The sequence below is a fragment of the Nostoc sp. UIC 10607 genome, assembly GCF_047228265.1.
GTDB classification, from domain to species: Bacteria; Cyanobacteriota; Cyanobacteriia; order Cyanobacteriales; family Nostocaceae; genus Nostoc; species Nostoc foliaceum_A.
Genome location: NZ_JBIQNW010000002.1, coordinates 178,139 through 192,455, shown reverse-complemented (window position 1 = coordinate 192,455; position 14,317 = coordinate 178,139). Strand labels below are relative to the sequence as shown.

12 protein-coding genes are annotated in these 14,317 nt (G+C 43.3%); 4 read left to right on the top strand and 8 right to left on the bottom strand.

Annotated features, from left to right (window positions below):
• Positions 1–36: 36 nt before the first annotated feature.
• Positions 37–1,647: an FkbM family methyltransferase gene (locus ACEYW6_RS02995; RefSeq protein ID WP_412978561.1), complete on the bottom strand. Its 1,611-nt coding sequence runs from the start codon at positions 1,645–1,647 to the stop codon at positions 37–39.
• Between the two features lie 1,009 nt (positions 1,648–2,656).
• On the opposite strand from ACEYW6_RS02995, the gene ACEYW6_RS02990 reads away from it, so the two are divergent.
• Positions 2,657–2,875, top strand: coding sequence for a DUF4327 family protein (locus ACEYW6_RS02990; protein WP_012407469.1), 219 nt, complete (start codon positions 2,657–2,659; stop codon positions 2,873–2,875).
• A 54-nt stretch (positions 2,876–2,929) separates the two neighbouring features.
• On the opposite strand, the gene ACEYW6_RS02985 is transcribed toward ACEYW6_RS02990, so the two are convergent.
• The 3 genes from ACEYW6_RS02985 to ACEYW6_RS02975 form a co-directional block, all read right to left on the bottom strand.
• Positions 2,930–4,201, bottom strand: coding sequence for a protein kinase domain-containing protein (locus ACEYW6_RS02985; protein ID WP_412978560.1), 1,272 nt, complete (start codon positions 4,199–4,201; stop codon positions 2,930–2,932).
• 208 nt (positions 4,202–4,409) lie between these two features.
• Positions 4,410–6,386 (bottom strand): serine/threonine phosphatase, encoded by a 1,977-nt coding sequence (locus tag ACEYW6_RS02980; protein ID WP_412978559.1) that lies wholly within the window; start codon positions 6,384–6,386, stop codon positions 4,410–4,412.
• A 108-nt stretch (positions 6,387–6,494) separates the two neighbouring features.
• Positions 6,495–6,932: a transporter substrate-binding domain-containing protein gene (locus ACEYW6_RS02975; protein WP_412978654.1), complete on the bottom strand. Its 438-nt coding sequence runs from the start codon at positions 6,930–6,932 to the stop codon at positions 6,495–6,497.
• Between the two features lie 224 nt (positions 6,933–7,156).
• Between ACEYW6_RS02975 and ACEYW6_RS02970 the strand changes: the two genes are divergently transcribed.
• The gene (locus ACEYW6_RS02970; protein WP_412978558.1) at positions 7,157–8,356 is read left to right on the top strand and encodes a PLP-dependent aminotransferase family protein; all 1,200 of its coding nucleotides are present in this window, start codon (positions 7,157–7,159) and stop codon (positions 8,354–8,356) included.
• Between the two features lie 156 nt (positions 8,357–8,512).
• On the opposite strand, the gene ACEYW6_RS02965 is transcribed toward ACEYW6_RS02970, so the two are convergent.
• From ACEYW6_RS02965 to ACEYW6_RS02955, 3 genes are all read right to left on the bottom strand, one after another.
• Positions 8,513–9,139: a J domain-containing protein gene (locus tag ACEYW6_RS02965; protein WP_412978557.1), complete on the bottom strand. Its 627-nt coding sequence runs from the start codon at positions 9,137–9,139 to the stop codon at positions 8,513–8,515.
• Positions 9,140–9,365: 226 nt separating this feature from the next.
• Positions 9,366–9,977, bottom strand: coding sequence for an ATP-dependent Clp protease proteolytic subunit (locus ACEYW6_RS02960; protein ID WP_196513260.1), 612 nt, complete (start codon positions 9,975–9,977; stop codon positions 9,366–9,368).
• Positions 9,978–10,081: 104 nt separating this feature from the next.
• Positions 10,082–10,744: an ATP-dependent Clp protease proteolytic subunit gene (locus tag ACEYW6_RS02955; RefSeq protein ID WP_412978556.1), complete on the bottom strand. Its 663-nt coding sequence runs from the start codon at positions 10,742–10,744 to the stop codon at positions 10,082–10,084.
• Positions 10,745–10,982: 238 nt separating this feature from the next.
• Between ACEYW6_RS02955 and ACEYW6_RS02950 the strand changes: the two genes are divergently transcribed.
• Both ACEYW6_RS02950 and ACEYW6_RS02945 read left to right on the top strand, forming a co-directional pair.
• Positions 10,983–12,260 (top strand): vWA domain-containing protein, encoded by a 1,278-nt coding sequence (locus ACEYW6_RS02950; RefSeq protein ID WP_412978555.1) that lies wholly within the window; start codon positions 10,983–10,985, stop codon positions 12,258–12,260.
• Positions 12,257–13,537, top strand: coding sequence for a vWA domain-containing protein (locus ACEYW6_RS02945; protein WP_412978554.1), 1,281 nt, complete (start codon positions 12,257–12,259; stop codon positions 13,535–13,537). Before ACEYW6_RS02950 ends, ACEYW6_RS02945 begins: the two co-directional genes overlap by 4 nt.
• A 343-nt stretch (positions 13,538–13,880) precedes the next feature.
• Here ACEYW6_RS02945 and ACEYW6_RS02940 read toward each other — a convergent pair whose 3' ends face one another.
• The gene (locus ACEYW6_RS02940) at positions 13,881–14,309 is read right to left on the bottom strand and encodes an MAPEG family protein (protein ID WP_190891518.1); all 429 of its coding nucleotides are present in this window, start codon (positions 14,307–14,309) and stop codon (positions 13,881–13,883) included.
• Positions 14,310–14,317 lie beyond the last annotated feature (8 nt).

The window sequence follows — 14,317 nt, the reverse complement described above, 5'->3', positions numbered from 1 at the left end:
GCACTGAAGTGCTTACTACGAACTTTTTGTTGATAGTCAGGACTTTAGTTTTGTTGCTTTATGGGGCGGAAAAGCAATGAAATTTAGCTGTTCTTGAAAATCTTTAACTGAATCTACTTCTATCAGTTTTTGTGTATAAGATTGATAGTGAAATAGTTCATATCCTTTATTAGTTAAATACTGTGCGACCTCAATATTACTGCCTTGGCTACCTGCAATATTTTCATATAAAATGATTGGTGAAAACTCAGTCAGTAACCTCTGGCTACCAGTAAGAACTGCCATTTCATGTCCTTCTGCATCTATCTTGAGAAAATCCACCCTCTCGATATTTTCTTGCTCAATCAGACTATCTAAAGTAAAACAGGTGGCTTCCTCAAAAGACTCTGAAGACATATTTTCTGCTGCATCACTAGAAATCACCTGGTTCAGTTCGTTCGCAGAATGTAGTAGTAATTTTACAGTGCCATTGCGATCGCTAGCTGCCCCTGCACAAACATTAACCCATGACAATTGATTAATTCTACAGGTTTCTTGCAAACAACGTATACAACCTGAGAAAGGCTCAACTGCTAACACTCGTCCCTCAGAACCAACTTTTAAAGCAGCGCTGAAAGTATAGACTCCAACGTTAGCACCGACATCAATTATCGTCATACCGGGTTTAATACTATTGCGCCAAAACTCCATTTCTTTCTCAAACCAGTCTTGTTCGGCAATTAACACACTGGTGGCAATACTACGCAAGCTTGGCTCAACTGCCATTATTAAATTACCTTCAAAAGGCACATAAGTAAATAGGCTATTACTTGGTAATTGCGTCCAGTGCCACTCTGAAAATGGAGAGTTGGGCTGATAAAATTTACGAGAAACTTCTTGCCAATAATCTGAGACTTCTATCTGGTTTAAATCTCGGTAAGCTAAGTAGAGTGCCTGAAGAATAGGCGCGTAATTTGGCGCTAATTTTCTAGCTTGATGTAAATATAAAACTCCTTCTAGTTCTCCAGACATTAAACTAGATATTCCCAGCTTTAGCCCAACATCAACTGAATTTGGTAAAATTTGAGAAGCTAGATGTAAGAAACGGCGGCTCACCGCAGTGTAAAAAACTAACTGCGAACGACATATTATTTCAATTAACAAAATCACTACTTTTTCGTAGCTATTTTCAGCTAAAAAAAATTGCTCAAAGCATTTGCGATCGTTATCTGAAAAGTTTTTTTTGTGTCCAAATATATATATTAGACTATGAGAGAAATCGTTAGAATTTGTATAAGCAGGTTGGAGAGTATTAATAAAGGTATTAAGCGCTATCTCTATTGCTTTTTGGTTTTCTCCAACCATGCTATGAACTAAAGCAAGATGAGCAGCACAAAGTGGGTGTCTATCTATGTTTAAACCATTATTCAATGCTTCAAAAGCCATTTCAAGATAGACTGAGCGTAAAACTAGATTATCAATACACTGTTCTGCCTCGCTCAACGCTACCACTGCTAAGTTATTCCAATCATCTGAACAATCAGGATTATCCCAAGAAGTGTGTGACAGTATTACAGAAATCTTTGATAAAGCATCAGCGTTAATACTTGGCAGTAATTTTTTAATATATTGTAAATAGACATCATCAGCAGCATGGTCAGAGTTCATATTGAAAATAGGGTAAATGTATCTAAAGACTAAATAAAAGTTTAATTTTTAACTTTTGAATTCTACGTAGTTACACTAATGATTGCTTGCATTTTTTTGCGGCAAATACTTAAGTATCAGCAGGACTTCCGTTATGAGGTTACCCATCTGCACAATAGAAACTAACATCTTGGTTAGAAATTTTTTACACAAACTTTAAAAGCTGACTCTGAAGACGAGGGAACTTTATGGTGAGCTTATGCTGTACTGACAATTTTGCCATGCGATCGCCCCCGCCCCTATGCTTCAAAACAAAACCCTCTCCTGCACCTAAACAGGGCAACTTTCCAGGTCTTATTTACTGAACGAAACATTAAAATTATATAAAGATTTGCGATGATTCTACCTAATGCCAGATGTTTGCGATATTCTAAATAACGTTTAAATAAACAGAAGTAGTAGATATTTCTACTCAATTTCAAATTTACCTGTCAGTCAAAAAGTTTCAAACTAGCCCGTGTCCTATGGGTTCTTCAACAACAACACATATTTTTTGTGATTAAAACAAATAGAATTTTCCCAGTCGTCCTCAGTCACACTACTTAGTGCAACTTCCCAGATGACTAATTATTTTGCTCGGCGTTCACAACAGATATCTTACAAAAGGTACTGTTGCACTCTTGTGTAGAAAGGTTAAAGGTTAAGAGGAAAAAGAAGACGGCGAAAGGTTAAAGAGAAAAGGGGAAACAGAAACATCCCTTACCCCTTCATCCCTTAAGCCTTTCCCCTGAACCTTTGCCTGACTTCTGCAAAAAGTTTAAGGAGTGCTTGGTAAAATTGGAGTTTTGTGGTGGTAATTACCGTACAAAAGTGAATTTACCAGTAATTTAGTAGAGTTTGTTATGGTATAGTTAAAAAGTTAAGACTAGCTTTACCAAAATTACACCACTCTACGGCCCGGCAACAATTGCAGAATGGGAAGCAGTTTTAATTAAGTATTTACCAACCAAATCTGAATTCAATCGAGGTTATGACTCAGCAAGTGATTCACCCAATGGTGAAATTGCAGCGCAACGTGCAATCACTCATAGAATCGAATATTATCAAGCCAAGCGATAGCATCTGGAAAATCGCTTTGCTCTACGGTAATGAATGGCAGCACTGGAAACAGGAACTGCTAGACTTTGGCTTTAGTATGCAAGACCCAGTTAGTGAATTGCTAGCTGTAGAAACTTGGGATGAGGAATAGGGATTTTCAATATTCCCTACTCCCCCAGTGCAGGCGCGATTAATCGCGTCTGTATTATACTTTGCAAGCAGCTAACGCCGCAGCTAATTCCTTTGCAGTTTGATAGCGATCGCGTGGCAATGGTTCTGTAACGCGATCAATCACATCTCTTAATTGGGAACTAATGGTGGGAACTTTTGCCACATCAAACCTGAAGTTTCGCCCCCGTTGGCGGTAATACTTGAAAGGGTTTTCGCCTGTGAGCAGAAAAATCAGCGTTGGCCCAATTGCATACAAATCAGATTGAGTCAAAGGTTGTCCTCGTTCTTGTTCAGGAGCGCAGTAACCTTCTGCACCAATCCGAGTACCGGGCGCTGTGCCAATTTCCTTAACTGCGCCAAAATCTAGCACTACTATGCGATTTCCTGAACTTCGCACCATCAAGTTGGCGGGTTTAATGTCGCGGTGAATCAGTGGAGGTTCTTGGCTATGAAGATATTCTAAAATATCGGATGTTTGGATCATCCAAGCGATCGCTTGGCTTGGTGTAACTGGCCCAGTAGTATAGACACGTTTCTCTAAATCTTGTCCGTGGATTAGTTCCATTGCCAAGTATTTTTTTCCGTCTTCTACAAAGAAATCGTAATACTTGGGAATTCCAGGATGGTTAAGGGATTTGAGAGTATACGCCTCACGCTCAAATAATTCTTGAGCTTTGGCAATTCTTACCATATCAGCATTCATTTGCTTCAACACCAGCAGTTGTGGGATACTCCCAATCTGACCAGTGCCATCCCAAGCGAGATAAGTAGTACCCATACCTCCTTGTCCGAGAGTTCGCAACACTTGATAATGGCGAATTTTTTGTTGCACTGAGAGAGGTTGACCGCAGTGGATGCAAAACAGATTGTTTGGGGAGTTGCCTTCATGCGTGCAAGTGTATCTACCTTGGGCTGAGTAGAGTGTTGCAGCGGCGTTTTCTTCTGTTTCTTGCATTTGTTGCGATCGCACACCAGTTTCTAGTACTGTTACCTCCTGAATTTGGAATTGCAGTATTGGGCCTCCCTGTGCCAGTTGCAAAAGGGAATTATCTGGTAACGGACTCTGAATCACAAGGACACCGTTGAGGAAAGTCCCATTAGTACCCTGACTAATCAGCCGCCAACTACCGCCATTGACGGCAGAATCGACTTGTCTCAGTTCTAAATGATGCCGCGAAACTAAACTATCAGTTAAGACAACGTGATTATCTGCCGCTCGACCAATCCGAATTATGGAAGAGTTCTCAAAGCACCACTGCTGGAGGGGCGTTTTCTGTTGCGGTTCTAACAGAGTCAGACTAACCACAATACAACCTACAAGGTAAAAGGATCAGGGATTGGGCATTGGGCATTAAGCATTGGGCATTGGGCATTCAACTTATCCGTAAATTAGGTTTTAACCCTTAATTTATAAGGTTTGAGGTTAATACGCTGATATGTGTATTGGGAATTGGTGATTGTTCTTTCTTCTTATTACCCATGCCTCATGCCCCATTCCCTATGCCAATTTATTTCTAACTTTCTAGATTTGGGCGTACTTTTGCCCGAATTAGTATACCAGTAATGTTGTCATGACCATTGTGTTGGTTCGCTAAATCAATTAACTCTGTAACACCCCGTTCTAAGTTAGCGCCAGAACTAAGTAAGGGTTCTAAGTGAGTCTGCCAATGGGTTTCTAGTAAATCATTATCTGATAGACCGTCCGATGCCAACAGCAGAAGTGTATCTTCATTGATCTCGAAAAAGCCTACATCGGGATTAATCGAGTTTTCATCACGAGGCCCCAAGGCTTGGGTAAGTTGGTAGGCATCTGGGCGGGCGTAAGCTATGCTTGCTTCCACTCCTCGGTTAATTTCCCGTTGTCCAACTTCGTGATCTACTGTGACTTGTTCTAGTCCTCGCTTACGCGTCAAGCTATAGAGACGGCTATCTCCCACATGAGCAACTGCTGCTTGAGTATCTTGAATTAAGAGCATTACCAGAGTTGTACCCATGCGCCCCACTCCAGAACGGGCATCTTGTTGATTAAGCTTGTAAATCGCCTCATTAGCTAAATACACTGCCTCACGAATGCTATCTTCTGTTGGCAGCTGGTTGGCAGTCCAGTGTTTTTGAAAGTATTGCCGTAGGGTGTTGACTGCTAACTCACTGGCTATTTCGCCGCCAGCGTGTCCACCCATACCATCACAGAGAATATACAAACCATGCCCTTGCAAGACTCGACTTTTGGGGAACTCCAGCTTTTGAATTTTGGTTTCAATGCCAAAGTAGTCTTCGTTATGATGACGTTGACGCCCCACATCTGTGCGTCCTGCATCTTCCAAGCTACTTAACTGCATCGCCAGCACAACAGTTGGCATATCATCAGTTTTGCTAATGATATCTTCTGGCTCATCTGATTGCGGGATAGTGGGCACAGCAGTATTTTTCTCCTTTATTGGGGGCAAAGTTGCGGTTCCTAGTGCTTCCAGTTCAACAGAGATTTCTTCCAAACGCGATCGCAATTGTGCGATCGTCTGAATCTTACCTACATCTAAATCCCCCAACATCTGAACTACAGAACCAAATTGAGTGCGTTGAGACTGCCTAAATAGCGCTTGCCAAACCCGCCCCAAAGCTTGAATAGTTAACGGTTGATCTGGAATCGCAGATGTTTGAACTTGGGCATCTTCTGGTGACTCGGTGGCGGGCACAGAATTCGATGATTCCACATACAACCTTTGTAGCGCTAGCGTTTGGTCTTCATCCAATCGCAAATTAGACAAATCTAAAAGGCTTTGACGACAATTTACTGGTTCCAATAATGCCCAAAGTTGGGTCATTTGATAACACCAGTGTAAAATTTTTAACGAACTCGTTGTTTCTTCTTGCCACAAGTCGAGTAAAGGCTGCCAATGTGAGCGGTCTTCAATTATGACTACCTGCACATCCCCCTGCTGCCATGCATCGTGAATCGGCGGTATCCCACGCTGACCTTGGGATTGTAAGGCAATATAAACCTTAGCAAGGTGAGGAATTCCATTTGCTTCCACTGATGGCGTTAGCAAATCTGGTTGCTGACTTGCTAGCACTGCCTCAATGGGTGATATTTGATACGGCTGAGAGTCTAGAACTCTCACACCTACATCAGTAATGATTGCAGTTTCAGTTTTGGCAGGTAGCGGATCTAACAATTGATACCGCTCTTGGGAGTCTAAATAGGAGCCTAATGCAATCTGAGAACTAGGGGATAGATGAGATGAAGAGGATATTGCTCCTTCATCTCCCTCATTTTTCTCTATTCCCAAAGCTTCTCCAGTCGTTTCCTTAGCAATAATTGCCCAAAACACTGTTCCACATTCCGTGCCACAGTTATGACAACGTAGTGCATTCACAGGTACATCATCAGTACTGCATTCAGGACAAACCTTGTGAGTCAGGGACGTGCCACAGCTTTGGCAGAATTTGTTGCTATTGGGGTTTTCAAATTTACACTGAGGGCAAATCAGCATAGTGGAAGTTCCTTTATTCCCGTTCCAAGGTGCTTCTAGCCACTAAGATCCAAGGTGCCGCAATTGGCTGTCCCTGACTACAGTAGACCTAGAAAAGATTGTAGTTGATCAATGAATTTTGGTGGCAGTATTAATTGTGACGCATATTAGATAAATATTTAATATATTGGCAGCCAATTCCTTATAAATGGCGCATGAAAAAGTAGCGAAAGCATCGCTAACTACAGCATCAACATTGCCATTGAGCAAATCTTGGAAAAATTCTGGCCCAGAATTAAAAGTACTAATTTTGGCGTTGGAGATGGTTTTGGCAAAATCTGCCCCAGTGGAACCAATTTGTACGGCAATTTTTTTAGCTTTAAGACTATTGAAGTCTTTAATATTTTGGTTGTCTTCGCGGACAGCGTAGGCGTAGCCCGTCATAGACATCGCTAGTCCGGCTTTAAAATAAGGTCGTGAAAAAGCAATTGTTTTCAGGCGTTCGGCGGTAATCGTGATTCCACTAATTGCGGCATCAACTCTTTTCGCTTGCAAAGTCGAGATTATGCCATCAAAGTTCTATCAGTCAAGATTCACGATACTTGTCATGATGTTATAAGAAAGAATACATACGTCAGCAGCCACAATCCATCATGAATTCTAGGCGATTAACGAAATTTTAAGACCGCCACTCTCTTGAAAAGTCGAGATCACAGGAAGTTTCCGATCTGACTTGTTGCCAATTGCCTTCTTGTGTGTTCTGTATTCTGACTTCCAATTTTGAACTACTTATGGTTTCTACAACCCCTGCTTACCGAATTACTGATTTGTTTGCCGAACGAGCAAAAAACCTCGCACCACCAACCTACGGTACAGAGTTAACCAAAATCGCCACTGTCAGTTTTACCTACGGTCTAGCTGACCCAATTCTCTTTCCTCATGCTGACTTGGCGGCTGCAAGCGCCGCCGTGCTGGCAGAAGAGGCTCCGATCGCCCTCAATTACGGCCCACCTTCAGATCAACTTTATGAGCAAATTATCCTCCGCTTGCAGGCTAAAGGAATCGCTACCGATCGCGATCGCCTAATCATTGGCTACGGTTCTGGTCAGATTCTGGGCTTGCTACCAGATGTGTTTATCGAACCTGGTGATGTGGTAATTGTGGAAGGCCCAACCTTCCTGGGAGTAGTTGTTAGATTTGTCCACGCTGGCGCACGCGTAATTACCATTCCTGTGGATGAGTTGGGGATGGATGTAGATGCCCTAGAAGAAACATTGAGCGACTTGAAAAAACAGGGTATCCGACCCCGGTTTATTTACACCATCCCGACCTTTCACAATCCCACAGGCGCTACTATGCCCTTATTTCGCCGCCAAAAACTGGTAGCATTAGCGGCTGAGTATGGCGTGCTGGTAGTAGAAGACGATGCTTATAGCGATTTGCGCTTCCAAGGAGAAACTGTGCCCCCCCTCGCAACCCTAGACCAAGAGGGGTGGGTATTATATGTAAGTACCTTCTCGAAAATTATTGCGCCTGGTATAAGGTTGGGATGGGCTTGTGGCGATCCAGCAATTATTGAGCGGCTAGCAATGTGCAAAAGCGAGGGGCCTGTGGGGCCATTTGTCAGTCATGTGGTCGCCCGCTATTGTGCCACAGGCAAATTAGAGAATCACATTCAGGAGTTAATTGCCTGCTACAAGCATAAGTGTAATTTGTTGTTAGAGGCGATCGCTCACGAGTTTCCAAGTGATATAGTTGCTTTGCGTCCCGATGGCGGCTTCTTCGTTTGGTGTAAATTGCCGTCAGATATCAGCGCCAAAGCACTCCTAATGGCTGCTAGCGAACACGGCATCAGTTTTCTGCCAGGGACTCGTTGCTACGCCAATGGACAGGGCGATGATGCCATCAGATTAGCTTTTAGCTTTCAGCCAACACAGAAGATTGTTGAGGGAATCGCTACATTAGGAGCAGTGTTGCACGGATTGCGGTAATTCGTAATTCGTAATTCGTAATTCGTTCCCAGTCTGAGACTGGGAATGCTCTTTGGGAGGCTCCCGCCTCCCATCTCAGTGGCGCAAGACAATGAATACCATTTCCTTCTTTGACCGGGAAACGAGATTTTGATTTTCAATAAATTTTGTAAATCTTTAAAAAATTTGTTCTAATCGTTGAAAATCGCGCTGCACTTCGTACCAGAGACTTTTATTATGGGGGTCTGTTTTCAGAGCTTTTTTGAGATAAATTCTGGCTTTGAGGAGTTGATTTTCGGAGATTAGCGCCCGTCCCCAAATTTGATAAGCGATCGCTAGCCATTGGCGAACTTCTGCATCTGTTGACAAACGATCTGCTAAAGCTTCCGCCAGGGCGATCGCTTGCGGAAATCGTCTTTCTTGCAAAAACCGCTGCAATTGCTCATAAGTCTTCCACTTCAGCCGTTCTTCTATTTCCAACAGATTAGGCGGCTTTGGTTTTCCTGGTTCTTGGCTTGTAGCCGTTGTTCCTGGTGATTTCTGCCTATGCGTTGCCCTAGCATCATCACGCCCACCAGATGTTGACACCTGACTTGAATGTGCAGCTGTTTCCTCTGGCAGTACTACCGTCAGCAGGAGTTTGTAAGCCTCTGTTAAGGCAATAAACTTATCTTTGGCTTTGTTGTCATCTGGGTTGATATCGGGATGATATTGCTGCGCTAATCGTCGGTAAGACGCTTTGATGTCAGCAAAAGAAGCTCCCGATCTTAAACCTAGTAAACGGTAGCAATCTCCAAGATCCATCTTGAGCTATGAGCTATCGAATATCCAGTTAGAGGCTATTAGCTATGAGCTTTAAGCCTGAACTATTAATAATAAGGGCTAATTTGGTATTTTAAAGTTCAATCTTGACAGTTTGATTGGGGGAGGGGAGTGGAGAGGCGCGATTAATCGCGTCTGTACGAGGGAGTTAGGAGTTAGGAGTTATAATTCTTCCTCTGTTTCCCCTGCTCCCTCACCTCTCTATTCCCTACTCCCCTGCTACTATAGAGGTTCGTTCTTCAATCACACGGTCAATTAAACCGTATTCTTTTGCTTCTTCAGCAGACATGAAAAAGTCACGATCCATATCTTTTTCAATCTTTTGTATGGTCTGACCGGTTTTATCGGCATAAATGCCATTGAGCTGGTGACGAATCCGCAGAATCTCTCTAGCTTCAATTTCGATATCGGTAGCTTGTCCACGGGTGCCACCAGATGGCTGGTGAATCATAATCCGTGAGTGAGGCAATGCTAGCCGTTTGCCCTTAGTGCCAGCTGCCAGCAAGAAAGACCCCATTGAAGCAGCTAAACCTACGCAAATAGTCACTACATCTGATTTGATATGTTGCATGGTGTCAAAAATAGCCATGCCAGAAGTGACCATCCCACCTGGAGAATTGATGTATAAATAAATATCTTTACCTGGATCATCTGAGTCCAGATATAGCATTACAGCAATAATTTGATTGGCAATTTCATCATCAATATCTCGCCCTAAGAATATAATTCGTTCCCGGTAAAGGCGATCGTAGATGCTAATCCAATCTGTATATTGTCCTCCGGGCATCCGGTAAGGAACTTTAGGAACGCCTATAGGCATAATTTACTCCGTTCTTAATAATTTGCGGACGGTGGGAGAGTTAGGATTTAGGAATTAGGAGTTCTCAATAACTTATAACTCCTAACTCATAACTCATAACTAAGTTAAAGGACACTGGCAGGGAGGGGGGGATTTGCGAGTTCTTCTTTCTCAAAAACTCGGTCAATAAGACCGTATTCTTTCGCTTCGTAAGGTGTCATATATAACAGTCGATCCATGTCTTTAGTAATTTTTTCTGGAGGCTGTCCAGTAGTGCGATGCAAGATATCAACTAAGGCCCCTTTATTTACCAAAACTTCTCTGGCGCGAATTTGAATATCCGTTGCTTGACCTTGGGCGTAGCTCTTAGGCTGATGCAGGATAATCGAGGAGTGAGGTAAACTAGCGCGGCAACCTTTTGTACCAGCACTGAGAAGCATCGCTGCCATACCCATCGCGGAACCGACGCAGATGGTGTGGATAGGAGGCTTGATATATTTCATGGTGTCATAGATGGCGAAGGCTTCGGTTTCAAAGCCAATGGGTTCGCCACTGTAACCGGAAGTGCCGGTGGAGTTGATATAGATTTTAATCGGCTTATCTGGGTCGTCGGACTGCAAAAACAGCAATTCGGCCACGATCAATTCCGTGACAGCAGGCACCAGTGGCATCCCAAGATAGACAATTCGCTCCTTCAATAAGAGGGAAGGTAAATCTGGCGGCGGTGTCCGGTAGAAGTTATCGCCGTAATATGGGGCTTGAACAGCCTTAATTGGGGAAATGTCCATAGCAACTGATCGCCTGAAACTATGCCGTTAACTGTAATACATCCTAGCGCGATGGTAGCTTTCCTCAAGGTGCGGATTTCTCCCTAATGCTTCAGGCGGCTTCGCATCTGCCAATGTTTGGCTTCTAAGATATTCTGATTATATTAATGTATTTGTGTTGGATAGGTTTTCCGTAGAGCTAAAGTGGTGCTTTGAAGTTATTTATTAATATGTATATCCTGAATAAGGACTTTGAGTTATGAAGGTTAGTTTGCAGCCTGCCTTGAATGATGGTAATTTGGACGCAAATCAACTGAACAGTCAACGTCAGTTGGGAATTTCGATTTCGGCGATGCCTTCGGCGGGCTTCGCCAACGCAGAGACTCAAGACCGGAATGTGCCCCTGAATTTATGCTTAATTCTCGATCATAGTGGTTCGATGAATGGGCGATCGCTAGAAACGGTCAAAAAAGCAGCGAATCGTCTGGTAGATAGACTTAATCCTGGCGATCGCCTCAGTGTGGTAGTTTTCGATCACCGTGCCAAAGTCTTAGTACCCAGTCAAAGTGTCGAAGATCCAGAAAAAATCAAACAGCAAATTAATCGCCTGGCCGCCGATGGTGGAACTGCGATTGACGAAGGACTGCGCTTGGGCATTGAGGAGTTGGCAAAGGGCAAAAAAGATACTGTTTCCCAAGCTTTTTTATTAACCGACGGTGAAAATGAACACGGTGATAATAATCGCTGTTTAAAATTCGCCCAATTGGCTGCTAGCTATAATTTGACTTTGAATACTTTGGGATTTGGTGACAACTGGAACCAAGATGTTTTAGAAAAAATTGCCGATGCTGGCTTAGGTACTTTATCTTACATTCAAAAACCCGAACAGGTAGTGGATGAGTTTAATCGCCTGTTCAGCCGCATTCAAACGGTAGGATTAACTAATGCTTATCTGTTATTCTCCCTAATGCCCCATGTCCGGCTAGCGGAACTCAAACCGATTGCTCAAGTTTCTCCAGACACAATTGAATTACCACTGCAACAAGAAGCTGATGGACGTTTTGCTGTGCGGTTGGGAGATTTAATGAAAGATGCGGAACGCGTAATCTTAGCTAATATTTATTTGGGACAATTGCCAGCAGGTGAACAAGCGATCGCTAATGTGCAAGTCCGCTACGATGACCCAGCCGCCAACAAGGTAGGTTTAGTTACACCAAATGTCCCAGTTTATGCCCATGTAGTGAAAAATTATCAAGCAGATCCGAATCTGCAGGTGCAACAGTCTATTTTGGCATTAGCTAAGTATCGCCAAACCCAGCTAGCCGAAACGAAATTGCAACAGGGTGATCGTTCTGGTGCAGCGACAATGTTACAAACGGCTGCGAAAACTGCCTTGCAAATGGGAGATACTAGTGCAGCGACAGTGTTGCAAACTTCTGCCACCCAGCTACAATCTGGTGGAGATTTATCCGAAAGCGATCGCAAGAAAACCAGAATTGTCTCCAAAACAGTTTTGCAAGATACCCCTCCTCAATGAAAGTTAAATTGCTCTCGGCGTTAAATGACAATAATGTTGATGTGGCTCAAACAAGTAGCCAACGTCAATTGGCAATTACAATTTTTGCGCTCGCTGGTGAGTCCGATCAAAATCTTCCCCTTAATCTCTGCTTGATTTTGGATAAAAGTGGTTCCATGCATGGACAACCAATAAAAACGGTGATCCAGGCTGTGGAAGGATTAATCGATCGCTTGAAAGTAGGCGATCGCATTTCAGTTGTGGCTTTTTCCGGTACTGCGGAAGTCATTATCCCTAACCAAGTCATCTTAGACCCCGAAAGCATCAAATCTCAAATTAAAAGCAAACTCACTGCTAGCGGCGGTACTGCGATCGCTGAGGGTTTGGAACTGGGAATTACAGAACTGATGAAGGGCACAAGAGGCGCTGTTTCCCAGGCGTTTCTGCTGACGGATGGGCATGGTGAAAGCGGTTTGCGAATTTGGAAGTGGGATATTGGGCGAGATGACAATAAGCGCTGTCTTCAACTGGCGCAAAAGGCTGCCAAGCTGAACCTAACTATCAACACTTTCGGATTTGGCAATAGCTGGAATCAGGATTTGCTAGAAAAAATTGCCGATGTCGGTGGTGGGACTTTAGCTCATATTGAGCGTCCTGAACAAGCTGTGGAGCAATTTAGCCGACTGTTTGGACGGATTCAGTCTATTGGGCTAACTAATGCCTACTTGCTGTTATCTCTAGCGCCCAATGTCCGACTAGCAGAACTTAAACCTATTGCTCAAGTTGCCCCAGACACAATCGAGTTACCAGTGGAACCCGAAGCTGACGGTAGCTTTGCTGTCCGTTTGGGAGATTTGATGCAGGATGTAGAAAGGGTAGTTTTGGCAAACATTTATCTGGGACAATTGCCAGAAGGTAAACAAGCGATCGCTCATCTGCAAATTCGTTATGATGACCCGTTAGTTAATGAAGAAGGTTTACTTTCGCCGCTTGTGCCAATGTATGCAGATGTAGTGCGTGCGTATCAACCGACATCTAATCCCCAAGTGCAGCAGTCTATTTTAGCATTAGCGAAGTATCGTCAGACCCAGTTAGCCGAAGCGAAATTGCAGCAAGGCGATCGCACTGGTGCAGCAACGATGCTACAAACTGCTGCTAAAACCGCTTTACAAATTGGAGATAAAGGGGCGGCGACAGTGTTGCAAACTTCCGCCACTCGCCTGCAAGCTGGAGAAGAACTTTCAGAAGCAGACCTCAAGAAAACTAGGATTGTATCAAAAACCGTTTTACAGGAATAATAAAAATTCAGCGTTGCTGATTAACGGGATGAAAGTTTCGCGCTAAAGCGTAGAACCACTGCCAGAAGATGAACTCCAGCAATGGGAATGAGCTACCTGATCGACTAATCTTTTCACTGCTAAAGCAACACAAGCTTTTAACCTAATTCCGTGGATTTAAGTCCCCGATTCTATAATCGGTAAGTTTTGTGTTGGGTTAAATTCCCATTACAAAACTTAATTACGAATTACGAATTATTTTAAGGGTGCTGAGAAGATTATGCGATTATTTAGATAAATTTACTAATAGTCAAAAATTATAGAGATATTAATATTCGATTAGCTTTTATCAGATCACTAGTAGTTATTGACTGAAGTGGATAAGGGCTGCGCGGATAGCGATGAACCATACCGCAAGCGTGGCAAATAGGTAGAGGTAGAACCGAAGGATGATGAGATTGAATGTGCAATGGACAGCGCTATGCAATGCGCGAAACACAACGAAGACCCATGCCGCATTCACATACACCGAATCCACCTGATTTGTGACAAAAAGATATAGTACAAGCGCATAGAAGAGTACCGGAATCTCAAACAGATTCTTTAGGTTATCTGATGGATTGGATACGTTTGGTGGCGAGAGTTGCGCCAGTGTGCCAGGTACAGCAAGGTCTTTTGAGCTGATCTTTGTACTGATGATGAAACTGATACGACGGATGTACATATACACCCAGACTAGGAGTGTTAGAAACACTGTCGCAAAGAAGGGGCTGAAGATTGCATCTTGCGTCATTTCCACAT